General features: G+C 67.1%; 15 protein-coding genes. 13 read left to right on the forward strand and 2 right to left on the reverse strand.

The genetic code is table 11. The features are described from left to right. Window position 1: 1 nt before the first annotated feature. The 8 genes from AX702_RS19095 to AX702_RS19130 are packed head-to-tail and all read left to right on the forward strand — an operon-like array spanning window position 2 to window position 9,070. Complete coding sequence (locus AX702_RS19095) at window positions 2–3,244, forward strand: efflux RND transporter permease subunit (protein ID WP_066781974.1); 3,243 nt, start codon at window positions 2–4, stop codon at window positions 3,242–3,244. Between the two features lie 48 nt (window positions 3,245–3,292). Continuing rightward, on the forward strand, window positions 3,293–3,781 hold the full coding sequence (locus AX702_RS19100; protein WP_066781975.1) for a polyketide cyclase: 489 nt from the start codon (window positions 3,293–3,295) through the stop codon (window positions 3,779–3,781). Continuing rightward, complete coding sequence (locus AX702_RS19105; RefSeq protein ID WP_066781976.1) at window positions 3,778–4,149, forward strand: hypothetical protein; 372 nt, start codon at window positions 3,778–3,780, stop codon at window positions 4,147–4,149. Before AX702_RS19100 ends, AX702_RS19105 begins: the two co-directional genes overlap by 4 nt. Then, window positions 4,146–4,541, forward strand: coding sequence for a hypothetical protein (locus AX702_RS23035; protein ID WP_066781977.1), 396 nt, complete (start codon window positions 4,146–4,148; stop codon window positions 4,539–4,541). Before AX702_RS19105 ends, AX702_RS23035 begins: the two co-directional genes overlap by 4 nt. Before the next feature lie 3 nt (window positions 4,542–4,544). Next, the gene (locus AX702_RS19115; protein ID WP_066781978.1) at window positions 4,545–5,231 is read left to right on the forward strand and encodes a transporter; all 687 of its coding nucleotides are present in this window, start codon (window positions 4,545–4,547) and stop codon (window positions 5,229–5,231) included. Beyond that, window positions 5,228–5,833 (forward strand): cation diffusion facilitator family transporter, encoded by a 606-nt coding sequence (locus tag AX702_RS19120; RefSeq protein ID WP_066781979.1) that lies wholly within the window; start codon window positions 5,228–5,230, stop codon window positions 5,831–5,833. The genes AX702_RS19115 and AX702_RS19120 overlap by 4 nt, the downstream gene beginning before the upstream one ends. Further along, the gene (locus AX702_RS19125; RefSeq protein ID WP_066781980.1) at window positions 5,823–8,324 is read left to right on the forward strand and encodes a heavy metal translocating P-type ATPase; all 2,502 of its coding nucleotides are present in this window, start codon (window positions 5,823–5,825) and stop codon (window positions 8,322–8,324) included. The genes AX702_RS19120 and AX702_RS19125 overlap by 11 nt, the downstream gene beginning before the upstream one ends. Next, window positions 8,321–9,070 carry an HAD-IIB family hydrolase gene (locus tag AX702_RS19130; RefSeq protein ID WP_066781981.1) on the forward strand — a complete coding sequence of 250 codons (750 nt, stop codon included), beginning with the start codon at window positions 8,321–8,323 and terminating at the stop codon, window positions 9,068–9,070. The genes AX702_RS19125 and AX702_RS19130 overlap by 4 nt, the downstream gene beginning before the upstream one ends. A 773-nt stretch (window positions 9,071–9,843) precedes the next feature. Here AX702_RS19130 and AX702_RS19135 read toward each other — a convergent pair. After that, the gene (locus AX702_RS19135) at window positions 9,844–10,581 is read right to left on the reverse strand and encodes a DUF6118 family protein (protein WP_156455601.1); all 738 of its coding nucleotides are present in this window, start codon (window positions 10,579–10,581) and stop codon (window positions 9,844–9,846) included. A 6-nt stretch (window positions 10,582–10,587) separates the two neighbouring features. Then, on the reverse strand, window positions 10,588–13,509 hold the full coding sequence (traA, locus tag AX702_RS19140) for a Ti-type conjugative transfer relaxase TraA (protein WP_066781982.1): 2,922 nt from the start codon (window positions 13,507–13,509) through the stop codon (window positions 10,588–10,590). Window positions 13,510–13,674: 165 nt separating this feature from the next. Between traA and AX702_RS19145 the strand changes: the two genes are divergently transcribed. From AX702_RS19145 to AX702_RS19165, 5 genes are read left to right on the forward strand one after another with little or no spacing between them, the layout of a single operon-like run. Next, window positions 13,675–14,004 (forward strand): conjugal transfer protein TraD, encoded by a 330-nt coding sequence (locus AX702_RS19145; protein WP_066781983.1) that lies wholly within the window; start codon window positions 13,675–13,677, stop codon window positions 14,002–14,004. 13 nt (window positions 14,005–14,017) lie between these two features. Further along, on the forward strand, window positions 14,018–14,242 hold the full coding sequence (locus AX702_RS19150) for a conjugal transfer protein TraD (RefSeq protein ID WP_066781984.1): 225 nt from the start codon (window positions 14,018–14,020) through the stop codon (window positions 14,240–14,242). Then, window positions 14,242–14,643: a hypothetical protein gene (locus tag AX702_RS19155; RefSeq protein ID WP_066781985.1), complete on the forward strand. Its 402-nt coding sequence runs from the start codon at window positions 14,242–14,244 to the stop codon at window positions 14,641–14,643. The genes AX702_RS19150 and AX702_RS19155 overlap by 1 nt, the downstream gene beginning before the upstream one ends. Continuing rightward, window positions 14,643–14,927, forward strand: coding sequence for a hypothetical protein (locus AX702_RS19160; protein ID WP_066781986.1), 285 nt, complete (start codon window positions 14,643–14,645; stop codon window positions 14,925–14,927). The genes AX702_RS19155 and AX702_RS19160 overlap by 1 nt, the downstream gene beginning before the upstream one ends. After that, window positions 14,927–16,498 carry a type IV secretory system conjugative DNA transfer family protein gene (locus tag AX702_RS19165; protein ID WP_082746364.1) on the forward strand — a complete coding sequence of 524 codons (1,572 nt, stop codon included), beginning with the start codon at window positions 14,927–14,929 and terminating at the stop codon, window positions 16,496–16,498. Before AX702_RS19160 ends, AX702_RS19165 begins: the two co-directional genes overlap by 1 nt. Window positions 16,499–16,698: the final 200 nt, after the last annotated feature.

The following is a 16,698-nucleotide window of genomic DNA, read 5'->3' on the forward strand; positions in this document are numbered from 1 at the left end:
CATGATCGCCCGCATCGTCACATGGGCGGTCGAGAAGCGCTGGCTTGTCCTGCTCCTCACCGCCATCGCCGCCGTGATCGGCGCCTATTCGCTCTACCGGCTCCCGATCGACGCAGTGCCGGACATCACCAACAACCAGGTCCAGATCAACGTCCGCGCCCCTGCGCTCTCGCCCGAGCTGGTCGAGAAGCAGGTGTCGTTCCCGATCGAAACCGCACTCGCCGGCGTTCCGGGCCTCGAATATACCCGGTCCCTCAGCCGCAACGGCTTCGCGCAGGTGACGGCGGTCTTCTCGGACTCGACCGACATCTTCTTCGCCCGCCAGCAGGTCGGCGAGCGGCTGCAGGGCGTGCAGGAGAACTTGCCCGATGGCGTGAACCCCGAGATGGGGCCGATCGCGACCGGGCTGGGCGAGGTGTATATGTACACCGTCCATCTCCAACATCGCGCGGATGACAAACACAAGCCGGGCGAGCCCGGCGTGCAGCCAGATGGCAGCTACATCACGCCGGAAGGCGAGCGGCTGACGAGTGATGAGGACAAGGCGACCTATCTGCGCACCGCGCAGGACTGGATCGTCGCACCGCTGCTCAAGAACACGCCTGGGCTTGCCGGCATCGACTCGATCGGCGGCTATGTGAAGCAATTCCTTGTCGTCCCCGACGTCCAGAAGCTCGCCTCGCTTGGCATCACGCTGACCGATCTCGGCACGGCGCTGGAGCGTAACAACACCAGCGTCGGCGGTGGGTTCGTCAACCGCAACGGCGAGGGATTGGCGGTCCGCTCGGACGCGCTGATCCGCAACGCGGCCGAGCTGGGTCGCACCGTGGTCGCCACCCGCGAAGGCGTGCCGATCACGCTCGATCAGGTCGCGAGGGTCCAGACGGGTCAGGCGATCCGGATGGGTTCGGCGTCGGAGAACGGCACCGAAGTCGTGGTCGGCACCGCGATCATGCGCATCGGCGAGAACAGCCGCACCGTTGCGACCGCGGTGGCCGATCGGCTGAAGGAGATCAATGCTTCGCTGCCGCCCGACGTGGCGATTCAGCCGGTGCTGAACCGCACCGAGCTGGTCAACTCGACGATCAAGACGGTGGCGAAGAACCTCAGCGAAGGTGCGCTGCTCGTCATCGTCGTGCTGTTCCTGCTGCTCGGCAACTTCCGCGCGGCACTGATCGCCGCGCTGGTCATCCCCATCACCATGATGCTGACCGGGTTCGGGATGCTGCGGGCCGGGGTGTCGGCGAACCTGATGAGCCTCGGCGCGCTCGACTTCGGCCTGATCGTCGACGGTGCAGTCATCATCGTCGAAAATGCGCTCCGGCGCATTGCCGAGTTCCAGCATCACGAAGGTCGGCTGCTGACGGTCAAGGAACGGCTGCAAACGGTCGCATCGGCCGCGCGCGAGATGATCCGTCCCTCGGTCTATGGGCAGGCGATCATCATCCTCGTCTATGTGCCGCTGCTCACGCTCACGGGCGTGGAGGGCAAGACGTTCGTGCCGATGGCGCTCACCGTCATCATCGCGCTCGCCTTCGCCTTCGTGCTGTCGCTCACCTTCGTGCCGGCGCTGATCGCCATCTGGCTGTCGAAGAAGGTCGAGGAGAAGGACGGCCGCATCATCACCTGGCTGAAGAAGCGCTACGAACCCAGCCTCGACAAGGCGATGGCACGCCCGACGATCACGATCGGGGCGGGTGTGGCGAGCCTCGGGGTGGCGGCGCTTGCCTTCACGACGCTCGGTTCGGTGTTCCTGCCGCAGCTCGATGAGGGCGACTTGCTCATCCAGGCGCTGCGCATCCCCGCCACCTCTGTCCAGCAGAGCCAAGCGATGCAGGTGCCGATCGAGAGGATGATGTCGAGGCAACCGGAGGTGCAGTTCGTCTTCTCCAAGACCGGCACGGCCGAGCTGGCCTCGGACCCGATGCCGCCCAATGCGACCGACATGTTCGTCATTCTGAAGCCGCGTGACGCATGGCCCGACCCGAAACTGGCGAAGGAGGATTTGGTCAGCCGGATCGAAACGCACCTCGCGAAGATCCCGGGCAATGCCTACGAGATCACGCAGCCGATCCAGATGCGCTTCAACGAGCTGATCGCCGGCGTGCGCGGCGACATCGCGGTCAAGGTGTTCGGCGACGACTTCACGGCGATGAACCGGACGGCGGAGCAAATCGCCGCGATCCTGCGCAAGACGGAAGGCGCAGCGGACGTGAAGGTCGAACAGACGACGGGCCTTCCGATGCTCGACATCCGGGTCAATCGCGACGCGATGGCGCGATTGGGCGTCACCGCGCAGGACGTGCAGGACACAATCACCGCCACGCTCGGCGGGCGAACGTCCGGCATGATCTTCGAGGGCGATCGGCGCTTCCCCGTCGTCATCCGCCTGTCGGAGGCGGAGCGCGCCGACCTGGGCCAGTTGCAACAGGTCCAGGTGCCCGTGGCGGGGGGTGGCTACGTGCCGCTCGCCAGCGTCGCCGACGTGAGCGTGACGGACGGTCCGAACCAGATCAGCCGCGAGAACGGCAAGCGGCGCGTCGTCGTCCAGGCCAATGTTCGCGGCCGGGACGTCGGATCGGTCGTGGCCGATGCGCAAGGAGCGATCGGCAGCCAGGTCCGCTTGCCTGCCGGGACCTACCTCGAATGGGGCGGCCAGTTCGAGAACCTGCAATCAGCGAGCGAGCGGCTGCAGCTGGTCATCCCGGCCTGCTTCATCCTGATCCTGCTGCTGCTCTACGGGGCGCTCGGATCGGTGCGCGATGCCGCGATCGTGTTCACCGGCGTGCCGTTCGCGCTGGTCGGCGGCGTGCTGCTGCTGTTCGTGCGAGGCATGGACTTCTCGATCTCGGCGGCGGTGGGCTTCATCGCGCTGTCGGGGATCGCGGTCCTCAACGGCCTCGTCATGGTCAGCTCGATCCAGGACCTGATCCGGTCGGGCATGAGCCGCGAGGAAGCCGCGCATGTCGGCGCGATGCAGCGACTGCGCCCCGTCGTGATGACGGCGCTGGTCGCGAGCCTGGGCTTCGTGCCGATGGCGTTCGCCAGCGGCGCGGGCGCGGAAGTGCAGAAGCCGTTGGCGACCGTCGTCATCGGCGGCCTCATCTCGGCGACGCTGCTGACGCTGTTCGTACTGCCGACCCTCTACGCCCGGTTCGGGCAGAAGGAGATCGCGCAGGCCGAGCATTACAACGAGGAGCATGAGGGCGACGATTGCCGTCACCCCCAAGCCGAACCGGCCTGACCGCCCCCGGGGCGGCCTCGGCCGCCCCGGCTGACGTGAGGATGATCCATGCCTCAGACACGCAACACGGTGACGCTGCACGGGACGCCGCTTCGCATCTGGTCGGCGCTGGTCGATCGCGATCAGCGCCGCGCCTGGGGCCCGCTGATCGAGCTGGATACCACCGATCGGCTTGGGAAGACGGAGAGTTCGTTCTTCGTGAATGGCTGGTCGCGCCCGATCAGGACGCCAGCTTCAGTCGACCGCCTCGACAAGCCGCGATGCTTCGCATGGTCGTGCGGGCTCCGGTTCGTTTTCGAGTTGGAAGAGCGCTTCGAGCTGTCGGGTGACGATGGCGGCACGCTGATGACGCATAGCGTCGCCGTGAAGGGAGCACTCGGCTACCTGTTCGCCTCGTTCATGCTGGGTCGCCTGCGCGTGCTGGTGATCGAGGCGGACGACAGGTTCGCGACCTACCTGCGCTGGCGGGTCGGCCGCTCTGCGCCCGGCAACGCGTCCGCTGCCTGGACGCGCCGCGGCAAAAGGAAGGCGCGATGATCCGCGCACCGGCGATGGGGCTCCTGGCTGCAGCCGCGGCGCTGATCGGCTGCGGGGAGCGCCGCGACCCCGGCCCACCGACCGAACAGGAAATCCATGCCGGCGACAGCGGCGACGGCTCGGGGGTACAGGGCCGGCATCCCTACCGCTGCAACGATGGGACACGGCTGCTGGTCGACTTCAAGGATCAGGGGCTCCAGCTCATCCTTCGGACGTCGGCCAACGCACAACCGATCGAACTGACCGCTCCGATGCAGGGGCTGCAATATGTCGGCGACAGGATCACCGCGACCTTCTCCGGGTCTGATCTTATCGTCCAACGTGGAGACGATCGGCGACTCTCCTGCGTGCGGGAGACGGCCCGATGAAGGGGCTGGGCGGCTCTCGCCGACTTCTCCGGGCGTGGGTCGTTCTGGCTTGCGCAATCATCACGCCGGGGCTCGCGCTGGGCGCCTGCAAGGAGGCGGATCGCGTCGACGAAGGCGGGCTCCACGACAAGGCCGAGCTGCCGAGCAGGATCGGGCAGCGCGTCGTGTTCTGCGACGACGGATCACGGGCCGACGTCGACTATCTCGGGGACGGGCTGAGCATGGCCGTCACCTGGCTGCCACGCGGAAAGACTGAGATCCTGCGGTCGAAGGCGACCGGACAGGACTTCCGCGGTCCGACCATGAGGGCAACCATCGCCGGCGGCTCGATCGCCTTCACGTCGAAGGCTGGCCCGGTCCGCATCTGCCACCGCACCGATGAGAGGGGCTGAGCCATGCAGGCGCTGATCTACACGCTGGCCCCGGTCACAGCGGTCATTCTCGGCGCCGTCGTGGCTACGCGAACGACGCTCAAGCCGGGAATGGTCAGCGCGCTCCAGCATCTGGCGGCAGGCGTGGTGTTCGCCGCGGCAGCGACCGAGATCCTGCCCCAGGTGAAGCACGAGGCATCGCCCGCCGCGACCCTGATCGGCGGCGCGGCGGGCGTCGCGACCATGCTCGCACTCAAGGGATTCGAGACGCGGTTCAAGGGGCCGCTGGCGCTGCTCGCGGCGGTCGGCATCGACATCCTGGTGGATGGCGTTGTGCTGGGACTTGCCTTCGTGGCGGGCGAGCGGGCGGGATTCCTGCTGACGATCGCGCTCACGCTGGAGGTGCTGTTCCTCGGCTTGTCGCTGACTGGTGAGTTGGCGGAAGCCTATCGTTCGCGCTTGCGCATCGTCGCGATCGTCGCGGCGCTGGCATTGCTGCTGCCGATCGGCGCGCTTGCGGCGATCCCGGTTGCCACCCTGTCGCCGGTGATGATCGCCGGTTTCTTGAGTTTCGGCCTCATGGCGCTGCTCTACCTCGTCACCGAGGAGCTGCTGGTCGAGGCGCATGAAAAGCCGGACAGCCCCCTTATCAGCGCGATGTTCTTCATCGGCTTCCTCGCGCTGCTCACGCTCGAGGAAATCATGGGATGACGAAGCGCAGCGCTCCTGACGAGCGGCGCACGCTATGGATCGTGCTGCTGCTAAACGCCGCTATTGCGGCCGGCTTCTTCGTGACCGGCCTGCTCGGGGATTCAAGCGCGCTCATCGCCAACGGCGTCGACAACCTGTCGGACACGGCGGTCTATGCGCTGAGCCTGGTGGCGCTGACGCACGGAAAGACGTGGAAGACGCGCGCGGCGACGGCATCCGGCGTGATGCTGCTGATCTTCGCGGGCGGCATTCTGCTCGACGTCGCCCGCCGCTATTTCCAAGGCAGCGAACCGATCGGTCCGACGATGATGGTCATGTCGGCCATCGCCGGCGTCGTGAACTACATCTGCCTGAGGCTGCTCCAGCGCCTCAAGGCGCCCGACGTCAACCTGCGCGCCGCGACCACCTTCAGCTTCAACGACTTCATCTCCAACGGCGGCATCATCGTCGCCGGCCTGCTGGTCATGTGGCTCGGCAGCAACTGGCCCGACCTCGTGGTGGGGCTCGCGACCGCCCTCATCGCGATCAAGGGCGGCATCGAAATCCTGCGTGACGCGCGCGCCGAAACCAAGACCGACAAGGACGATCCCGATGACCGATAAGCTCGAACTCGACATCCCCGTCTTGCTTCCCGAAGTGCCCGACGCGGCGGATGCCTGCGTCGGGCGGCTCGTCTCGACGCTCAGCGCCAAGCCCGGGGTCGATCGGGCGCATGTTGTCGCGGGGGAGGGGGACGCCCCGGCGAAGCTGTGCATCCACTTCGATGCGCAGGCGCTGCCGCTCCCGCGCGTGCGCGAGATGGTGCGCGCTGCCGGCGCTGCGATCAGCGGGCGCTACGGTCACGCCGTCTGGCAGGTGAAGGGGATCAGCCACGAACGGCGGGCGCGGACGGTCGGGGAAACGCTTTGCGCTATTCCCGGCGTCCTCCAGGCTGATGCCAGCGCCTCGGGCGCGGTCAGGGTCGAGTTCGACCGCGAGCGCGTCAGCGAGGCGGGGATCGTCGAGGCGTTGGCCGGTCTCGGCTTGAAGCGGACGCGGCAGGTCCAGGTGGACGATCATGCAGGGCACGACCACGGTCCCGGTGGACACGCGGCGGGCGAAGAGAAGCATGGTCCGGGTGACGGGCACGATCATTCCCATGCCGACTTTCTCGGCCCCAATACCGAGCTGATCTTCGCGCTTGCCTGCGGTGCTATGCTGGGGATCGGCTTCGCGATCGAAAAGCTGATCGCCGGCGTGCCGGAGTGGGTGCCGACCGCCTGTTACATCGCCGCCTATGTCTTCGGCGGCTTCTTCACGCTGCGCGAGGCGATCGACAATCTCAAGCTGCGCAAGTTCGAAATCGATACGCTGATGCTGGTCGCGGCGGCCGGGGCTGCGGCGCTGGGAGCGTTTGCGGAAGGTGCGCTGCTGCTGTTCCTGTTCAGCCTGGGCCATGCCCTCGAACATTATGCGATGGGCCGCGCCAAGCGCGCCATCGAGGCGCTGGCCGAGCTTGCGCCTGAAAGCGCCACGGTGCGACGCGACGGGCAGACGGTAGAGATCCCCGTCGAGGAGCTGGTGGTCGGCGACGTCGCCATCGTCCGTCCCAATGAGCGGCTTCCTGCCGACGGCTTCGTCATCAAGGGGTCAAGCGCGATCAACCAGGCTCCCGTCACCGGCGAGAGCATCCCGGTCGACAAAGCGCCGGTGGCTGATCTTGAGGCGGCACGTGCGAAGCCCGATGCGGTCGATGCGGCGAGCCGTGTGTTCGCCGGCACGATCAATGGCGGCGCTGCGATTGAGATCGAGGTGACGCGGCGGTCGAATGAAACCGCGCTCGCCAAGGTCGTAAAGATGGTGAGCGAGGCGGAGACGCAGAAATCGCCCACACAGCGTTTCACGGATCGGTTCGAGCGCGTGTTTGTGCCCGCGGTGCTGGCGCTCTCCGTGGCGCTGCTGTTCTCGTGGGTGGTTATCGACGAGCCGTTCCGTGACAGCTTCTACCGCGCGATGGCGGTGCTGGTCGCGGCAAGCCCGTGTGCGCTCGCCATCGCCACGCCGAGCGCGGTGTTGTCCGGCGTTGCGCGCGCTGCGCGCGGCGGAGTGCTGGTCAAGGGCGGCGCCCCGCTCGAAAACCTCGGCTCGCTGAAGGCGATTGCCTTCGACAAGACCGGCACGCTGACGGAGGGACGGCCGCGCATCACCGACGTGGTGCCCGTTGATGGTGCGAGCGAAACCGAGCTGATGGCGCTGGCCGTCGCGGTCGAGGGATTGAGCGATCACCCGCTCGCGCAGGCGATCGTCAAGGACGGGCGCGAACGCCTGGGTGGGACCGAACCGCCTGCGGCGAGCGACCTCAAAAGCCTGACCGGGCGCGGCGTCACCGCCCGCGTCGACGGCGAGACGGTATGGATCGGCAAGGCGGAGATGTTCGGCGCTGACGACATTCCGGCGCTGGGTGCCGCGGCGGTCAAGGCGATCGAGACCCTGCGGGAGGGTGGCCGCACGACGATGGTCGTCCGCAAGGGGAACCGCGACCTAGGCGCCATCGGGCTCATGGATACGCCCCGCGAAGCGGCCAGGACCGCCCTCAAGCGCCTGCACGACATGGGTATCGAGCGGATGATTATGATCTCCGGCGATCACCAGCGGGTCGCGGAGGCCATCGCGAAGGATGTCGGGATCGACGAGGCATGGGGCGACCTGATGCCGGAGGACAAGGTCGTCTCGATCAAGAAGCTCGCTGGCCAGGACAAGGTGGCGATGGTCGGCGATGGCGTGAACGACGCGCCGGCGATGGCGAGCGCCACGGTCGGCATCGCGATGGGGGCGGCGGGCTCGGACGTTGCGCTGGAAACCGCTGATGTCGCGCTGATGGCGGATGACCTGGCGCACCTTCCGTTCGCGGTCGGCCTAAGCCGCCGCACCAGGGGCATCATTCGACAGAATGTGTTCGTGAGCCTCGGCGTCGTCGCGCTGTTGGTGCCGGCGACGATCTTCGGCTTGGGGATCGGCCCTGCGGTCGCGATGCATGAGGGGTCGACGCTGCTCGTCGTCGTAAATGCGCTCCGACTGCTCGCCTATCGCGATCCGGCAGGGCAAACGGCATGAAATGGCTGATTGTCTTCGACCTCGACGGGACGCTGACCGAGAGCAAGCGCTCGCTGTCGGCCGAGATGGCAGGAACGCTCGCGCGTCTCCTCGCGGTCGTGGACGTGGCGGTCATCTCAGGCGGGGACTGGCCCCAATTCGATCGGCAGGTGGCCTCGCGCCTGCCCGAAGATGCTGCTCGCGATCGGCTGTGGCTGATGCCGACCACCGGGACGAAGCTCTATCGCTTCGTCGATGGTGGATGGCGCGCGATCTATGCCGAGCTGTTCGACGATGCGGAAAAGGCGGCGATCCGGACAGCGTTCGATCGAGCGCTGGCGGACGCCGGGCTTGCCAATGAGCGTATATGGGGCGAGCGGATCGAGGATCGCGGAAGCCAGATCACCTATTCCGGCTTGGGCCAGGACGCACCGCTCAAGGCGAAGGAAACATGGGATGCCGACCGCGCCAAGCGGACCGCGCTTCAGAAGACATTGCGAGAGGCCCTGCCGGGCCTCTCGATCAACCTGGGCGGCACCACGTCGATCGACGTCACGCGTGCCGGCATCGATAAGGGCTATGGATTGAAGCGGCTGAGCGAGGAGAGCGGCGTGCCGCTCGACGGGATGCTGTTCATCGGCGATGCGATCTATCCCGGCGGCAACGACTATCCCGCCGCGGAAATCGGGGTGGATACGGTGAAGGTGCGTGACGTCGCCGAAACCGGGGCCGTGGTGGCGGCGATCATCGCCTGCTTGAAACGCTAAGCGGACGATAGCCCCGAACCCATTAAGAGGGAGCGGTATTTACCTTCAAGGCGATCGAAGACATCGGCCGCAGCCCTTGTCCGTCTAGCGTCAGCATCAGCGATGCCGCGGGCGATTGAGGCGTCCAGCGCTGCAAGCTGTGCTTTCCGGTTCTCACCCTGGCGCATCCCTCTACGCATTCATCTCACTCCCCATTCGCGCTTGTACGAGCCGAGCAAGGTCGCGTTCGGCATACTGGTATAGATTCGCAATTATCATCAGCATGGTCTAAGCGGAACATACTCGCGGCCTCCCTACGAGTGTCCGTTTCCCGTGAGGGAACTACCGGCCGGGGCCGCCCCGCAAGGGCGGCCCTTGGCTTATCCAGCTTCCGGCTGTGCCACGTGGCACACCTATTCCCCGCATCGTCGCCACGATGGTATCCGAAAGCACGAACCCAGCAACCGGCACAGGCGCTTGCCCCGCAAACGGTTGCCGAAAGCACGAATCCGCGGCCTCTGAAGGCCACGGAAGGGCTGGATGAGGGCCAAGGATACCCCAAGTTCGTGCTTTCGCGGACCGTCTTCGTGCTTTCGGCAACCGTTTGGCCGCTCGGACCTTTGCCTGGGTGTGCGATCTAGCTTGGCGCAGACAACGAGCCGCAGCATAAAGGTGCGGTTTCGTGAAAGCCCGCGAGACGACCGGTGCCCGTCGAGCTGCTACTCGGCGGGAACAAACTTCATCCGAGACTGCTGCCGGACCACTGATCACCAGAAGCGAGCAACCCGCTCAATTCATCGGTTGGACCTGCTGGCCTCAATGTTGACCGTGCAACGAACAACTTCGTGGGTTCTGTCCGCCCGCTCGCGACACGCCTCCAGCGCCTTCCGGTTGGCGGTGACGATCCGATCGCCGGCCGCGATGTTGGCGAAAGCCTCCGGTGCCGCAGCCCGCATCATACGTTGCCCCCCTTCCCACATCGGCATGTCGAGCGTCCGCGCCGTCATGCGCTCGGGCCACTGCCAGTTCGCCGGCGCAATCTCGCGCGCGACGACGCCGGGAACGATCGCCCATGCGAGGATGCCGATCGCCATCCCGCCCAGCCCGAACCATAGCTGCCGGTTCTTCTGGTCGGCCCGCGTCCATGCCGATCCGGCGATGGCGCGAAGCTCGGCCATGACGCGGGCCTTGTCCTCGCCCGCCTTAGCCAACGCCGCCTGATCCTCGCGCCGGGCGGCGTTGCCCGCTTCGGCAATGCGCTGCGCCATCTGCTCGGGCGTCATCGCCAGCGCCGGACTCCGCGCGATCACGTCGTTGATGACCGCGACCCGGTCGGCCGTGGCGTCCACGCCCTGTTGTATCCGCCCCAACGTCTCGGAATAGTCCGGCACGTCGATATGCGCCCGCTCGGCCGCCAGACCCTCCACGGCGCGGCGTAGCAGCGCCAGCTCGCGGTCCTGGCCTTCTATCACGGCGCGCAACCGGTCGAACGCCTCCGCCGGATCGTCGCCTTCTGGAATATCGTCGTCCATCGTCACCTACCGGCTCATGCCACGGTCGCGGTCACGCCCGATGCTGACCGACTGCGCCAGTTCCTGCCCGATCGACCGGCCGCGCTCCATTTTCAGTTCCAGCTCGGGCGCGCGACGCCGCAACACGGATTCGAGCTGCGGGTCGCGGTGCAACCCGCCCGCGATGCTCTCCATGCGCTTGCCCAGCTTCTCCGCGCCCGCACGATCACCGGCACGCTCCATGCCGGCGCGCGCCTCCTTCATGCCCTGCCACTGCTCCACGAACCGGCCTGCGCGCTTCTCCGGGTCGATACGAACCTGACGCTCCGTCTCCATCGCCTTCGCCGCGCCGCCCGTGTTCCCCCCGGCCGCGTCGCGTGCGAGCCGGGGGTCGCGCTCGATCGCACTGGCGAGATCGCGGCTCCCAAGCGGACGCACCTGGTCGAGCGCGTCGCCGGCTTGTCGCAACGCCTGTTCCTGGTGCGCCAGCACCGGCAACCCCTTCTCCTTCATCCGGCCTATATCCGCTGCGGCACGGCCATAGCGTTCGATCGCGCGGGCCTGCGAGGTCGCCAGCGGCCGATCGGCTGCGACCCGCTCCGGTGACGTCGGTCTCTCGGTCACCGGGTTCGGCCGGAAGCCGGCGAACATGCCCCGCGCCTTGTCGCGCACCTTCTCGACCACCTGGCGCGCGAGTTCCGGGAACCGAATCTCGCGCCGATCGGCGAAGGCGCGGGCGTGGTCATGGTCGCTGCGATCGGGCGCATAGTCGCCTGCCATGTCCTTGCCCCGGTCACGCGACAGCACGCGCGCGAGCTTGCTCTGATCGGCGAAGTCGTCGTGGCCGTAGTGGAGCTGCACGCCATCGCGGTGCCGCGACAGCCCGACATAGCCGCTGTGGCGGTCCATGCCCGGCGTGGCGAGGACGTGGGCGCGATCGACGGTGACGCCCTGCGATTTGTGGAAGGTGGCGGCATAGCCGTGATCGACCGCGGCATAGTCCCTGGCCGCGAACGTCACCTCGCGCCCGCCGTCGAGCCGCACCGTCATGCCCTCGGGCGAAACCTTCTCGATCGTCCCCAGCGTGCCGTTCTTGACCCCCAGCGACCGCTCGTTCCGCAGGAACATCAGGCGGTCGCCCGCCGCGAAGTCGCGGCGGCCCCGGTCGGCCGCGAACGCCACGTCCTCGCCCAGCTCACCGTTGGCGCGCAGCCGGTCACGCGCCTCCCCGTTCAGCTCACGGACCTCGGCATTGGTGTGGGTGAGGATGATACGCGATTGATCGGGTTCGACGCGGCGCTGGCGATCCCACCCGTCCACCAGCTCGGCACGCGCAGCGTCGCGCGTGTCGGCAGCGCGCACCATGCCGTGCGCGGCATAGGCGTCCAGCGCCTCGCCGGTGCGCCCCGTGGCAAGCGCCCTGGTTGCGTCTTTCTGCCAGTCTTCCCGCTGCCGGCGGACCTCGGTGATCTCCGCCGCGCCGTGCCGTTCGGCGATCGACCGGAACGCCGCGCCGGCTTCGATCGCCTGCAACTGCTCGGGGTCGCCGACCAGCACAACCTTCGCGCCGGCATCGCGGGCATGGGACAGCACCCGCTCCATCTGACGGGTGCCGATCATGCCGGCCTCGTCCACCACCAGCACGTCCTTCGGCCCGAGCTGGTCGCGACCCTGCGCCCAGCCATGCTCAAGGCTGGCGATGGTGCGCGACGCTATCTTCGATCCGCCCTCCAGATTCTCGGCCGCGATCCCCGACAGCGCCGCGCCGCGCACCTGGTAGCCCTCGCGTTCCCACGCCTCCCGCGCGACGCCCAGCATCGCCGACTTGCCGGTGCCGGCATAGCCAACGACGGACGCCAGCTCCTGTTTGCCGGTGATATGGTCGAAGGCGTCGCGCTGCTCGCCGGACAGTGTAAGTCCCCGCCCCTCGGCCGCCTCCAGCGCGCCCGCCCGCTGCCGGTCGGACACGCCATGATCGCAACGGCGCGACAGCTCGTCGCCGGCCTTCTCCAGCCGCGCTTCCGTCGCGATCATCTCGCGGGAAGTGAACCGCTCCTGGTCGCGTCCATCCTTCCCCAATGCGACCAGCTCGGGGGATGCGCGGACCGCCGACATCACCCGGTCGAACTGATCCTTGCCGTCCGAATGGCGGAACGCGAACACGGCGAGGTCGCGGGTAGTAAAGGTCGATTGCTGCCGGGTGATGCCGTCCAGCGCGTGGCGCGGATCGGCGATGATCTTATCGCCGTTCTCACGGGCGATGCGCGTGTGATCCTCGATCCGTTCAGCCTCAAGTCCCTGCTCCGGTCGCCGCGATGCTGCCGGGCCGATCTTGTGCTGCGGCTCCAGCCCTATCCCCTGCGCCTCATTGGAACGATGGTCGATCCGGCCCTCAAGCCCCAGCTCGGCCATGCGCTGGTTGACATGAGCGCTCCACGCCTCGCGCCAATCCTTCAACAGCTCGGTGCTGTTCCAATCGCGGTTCTTCTTCCCGAACCCCTCCGGCCCCACGTCGCGCATCGTCATCATGACGTGCGCGTGCGGTTTGGGAGTGCCGTCCTTGGCCTTGTCCCAATGCACGTTCAGGTCCGCGACCATCCCGCGATCGACAAACTGCTTCTTCACGAAATCGCGCGCGAGCTGAACGCCCTGCTTCTCATTCATCTCGCGCGGGATCGAGAACTCCACCTCGCGGGCAAGCTGCGCGTCCTTGCGCTTTTCGCCTGCCTCCACCTCGTTCCATAGCGTGGTGCGACCGTTTAAACGCTCCGGCGCGCCCTCCGGCAACATCACTTCTGAGTGGATGACGCCGGTCTTGTTGCTGAAATTGTGATCGCGCCCGAGCCGGTCGTCATGCAGCTCGGATGCGGAGCGATAGGCCGCAGCCGCAACGGCGCTCGATCCGTTCGCACGGCTCACAACCTTGGCGCTGAAATGGTAGATCGCCATGATGTCCGCGATACTGCCTCACTTCGCGCACGTCGGCAACGACGTATAAACGCGCACTCACAATCCGCTGCGCTCCTCGTGATTGACTTAGCGACATTTCTAGGTCGGTTGAGCTTGCCCCTGACTACCGGTGCGCTAGGATGCTTCTCGTTAGGAGGCTGGCCGATGCGGAAGGTGCGGGATTACGACGCGGAGCTGAAGGCGCTCGGCCACAAGGCGCGGCAGCTCAAGGCGAAGCGGGTCGAACAACTCGGCGCGCTCGTCACCGCGACCGGGGCCGATGCACTTGATGCGGAGACGCTGGCCGGCGTTCTGCTCGATGCGGTCGCGTCCAGCGATGCCGGTGAGAAGGAGGCGTGGCGAGCGAGGGGGGCCGCCTTCTTTCAACGGCGCGGGCGCAAAGGTGGCGGCGCTGCTGCAATCGATGAATCGGGCTCTGCGGCTGAACCAGGCGGCGACGCTGCGGGCGGAAGCGGCGCAACGGCGAACGAATAGCAGGGGCTGGGTCGTGCAACGTCGCGAACGAACGCGCCACCTGATCGAGCTGGGCGGGCTGGTCCAGAAAGCCGGCCTGATCGAACTGACCGACGACGATCGCGTGACGCTCTACGGTGCGCTGCTCGATCTGGCCGGGCGCGCTCAAGGCGACGATGCCGGCGACGTGCTGGCGCTATGGAAGCGGCGCGGCAAGCGAGCGTTCGAGGCGGAAGCGGAGACGACGGAGGCGAGCTGATGGCAGGCGACGATATCTCGGAATGGCTGATGCGCGGGTCAGCGTCCGCAACGGTGATCTACAATGATCCGGTCTGGTCCGAACAGGAATATGCCATGCAGCGCGGGGAGCGGACGCGGGGCGACTTCGACCCGCCCGTCCCTGGTCACTATGCCGAGCGGGTGCGCTCCCGCTGGGACCTGGCGAACGCGCTCCAGGATCGCATGGCGGCGGAAGGGCGCGACGCCCTGCCCGACGAAGCAGACCCGCAAGCCTGGACAGCAGTCGATGGCGATATGCTCATCGCCGGCCGCTACGCCGATTGGCGCGGTATCCGCTGGGTGCCGGCGACGCTTATGGGCGAGTATCGGGTGCTCCTGGCCACCCCCCTGCCCGGCTCGGCCGATCTGGAGAGGGCGTGATGGCGGATTTCGATGTTGAGGCGATCCGCGCCCAAATCCGGCAAATGGATTTCGTGCGCGGCACGCCGGAGGAAGCGGATATGTGGCGCGAGGACGACGCGGACTCACGCGCCAACCTCGCGATCGAGGGCATGGCGCTGGAAACCGACGAGCACGCGTTGTTCGACATGCTGCGCGACGAGGCCGTACCCCCTCCCCTCGCCACGCAAATCCTGCTGCGGCTGCTCGATCATCCCGACGCCGATCGGTCCTTGCCGATCACGCCGATCGCCGCGGTGCGCTGATGGCGGGGCCGGTCATCGGCAACAGGCGTCCGCCCGTCAACTGGGTCTTCGCGATTATCGTCGCGTTCGTCGCCGCCTATGCGACCGCCCGCTGGCTTGAAGGCATCTTCGGGGTCGGGCAGATTTCCGGCACGGTGTCGTTCCTCGTCCTGGTCGGCCTGATCGGTGCAACCTGGTGGATCAACCGCCGTGCGTCCTCCGGCCGGAACGAGCTGCTGGGGTCCGCCCGGTTCGGCGACCGCGCCGACGTGCGAAAGCTGGAAGCCTCCGGGGATCTCCTGATCGGCCGTTCGGCGAAGTCGGGCAAGCTGCTCCGCTATGACGGCGCGGCGCATCTGCTGACGATGGCCCCGACCCGCTCGGGCAAGGGCGTCGGCACGATCATCCCGAACCTGCTGCTGCTCGATCGCTCGATCATCTGCGTCGATCCCAAGGGCGAGAACGCGCGCGTCAGCGCCCGCGCGCGTTCCGCCAAGGGCAAGGTCTGGTGCCTCGATCCGTTCGGCGTCTCCGGCCAGCCTCCTGCCCGCTACAATCCGCTCGATCGGCTCGATCCCGCCAGCCTCGATCTTGCGGAGGACGCCAACACGCTCGCCGACGCGCTGGTGCATGATGCGCCAGGGCAATCGGGCGAAGCGCATTGGAATGAGGAAGCCAAGGCGCTCATCGCCGGGCTGATCCTGCACACCGTCGTCCACGAGCCCGCCGATCGCCGCGTGCTCGCGACGGTGCGCGACAAGCTGACGCTCGCCCCCGCCGGCTTTGCCGCGCTGCTGGCCGACATGCAGGACAGCGCCGGCGCCGGTGGCCTGATCGCCCGCGCCGCCAACCGCCAGCTCGGCAAGTCCGATCGCGAAGCCGCCGGCGTGCTGTCCTCGGCGCAGCGCCACACCCACTTTCTCGACAGCCCGCGCATCGTCGCCAGCACCGCCGCGTCCGATTTCACCTTCGCGGGATTGAAGGACACGACCGCCACCGTATTTCTGTGCCTGCCGCCCGACCGGCTCGATACCTATGCACGCTGGCTGCGCCTTCTCGTATCGCAGGCCGTCACCGACATGGCGCGCTCGCCGGCAAAGCCCGCGCGCCCGGTCCTGTTCCTGCTCGACGAGTTCGCCGCGCTCGGCCGACTGGAGCCGGTCGAGCGCGCGATGGGGCTGATGGCGGGCTATGGCCTCCAGCTCTGGCCGATTCTCCAAGACATGCACCAACTCAAGGCGATCTATGGTGAGCGGGCCGGCACGTTCATGTCCAACGCGGGCGTGATCCAGACGTTCGGGGTCAACGATCATGCCACCGCCGACATGCTCTCGCGCACGATCGGCGACACCACGATCGAATATGATACGGTCAGCACGTCGCGTGGGCTTGGCTGGGGCGACAACCGCGCCGGTCCATCGGAAAGTGTCAGTGCCCACGTCACCGCCCGCCGGCTCGCCCATCCCGACGAGATCATGCGGATGCGGCCGGATTCACTGTTGCTGCTGCGCCAGGGCGAACACCCGCTCGCGGTCGAGAAAATCCGCTACTATGACCAGCGCGAGTTCGCCGGCCTGTTCGATCCCGCCTGAACGGTCCGCGAAGCACGGAGTCCACACACCGCCGCTTGTTGCCGCTCTCAAAAGACGAACCCGCCACGGGTAGCAGCCGCGGCGGGTTCGATGATCGCGATCGTCAAGTTGGGTGATCCAGCTATGGGCTCGCCCGCCCGCTTCATGGGGCCGGCAACTTCGAAACCGAGCATCAGCGCAACCTCGTCCGCGAGGTCTGC

Source organism: Sphingomonas sp. CCH5-D11 (assembly GCF_001557395.1).
In the GTDB taxonomy this organism is placed as follows: Bacteria; Pseudomonadota; Alphaproteobacteria; order Sphingomonadales; family Sphingomonadaceae; genus Sphingomonas.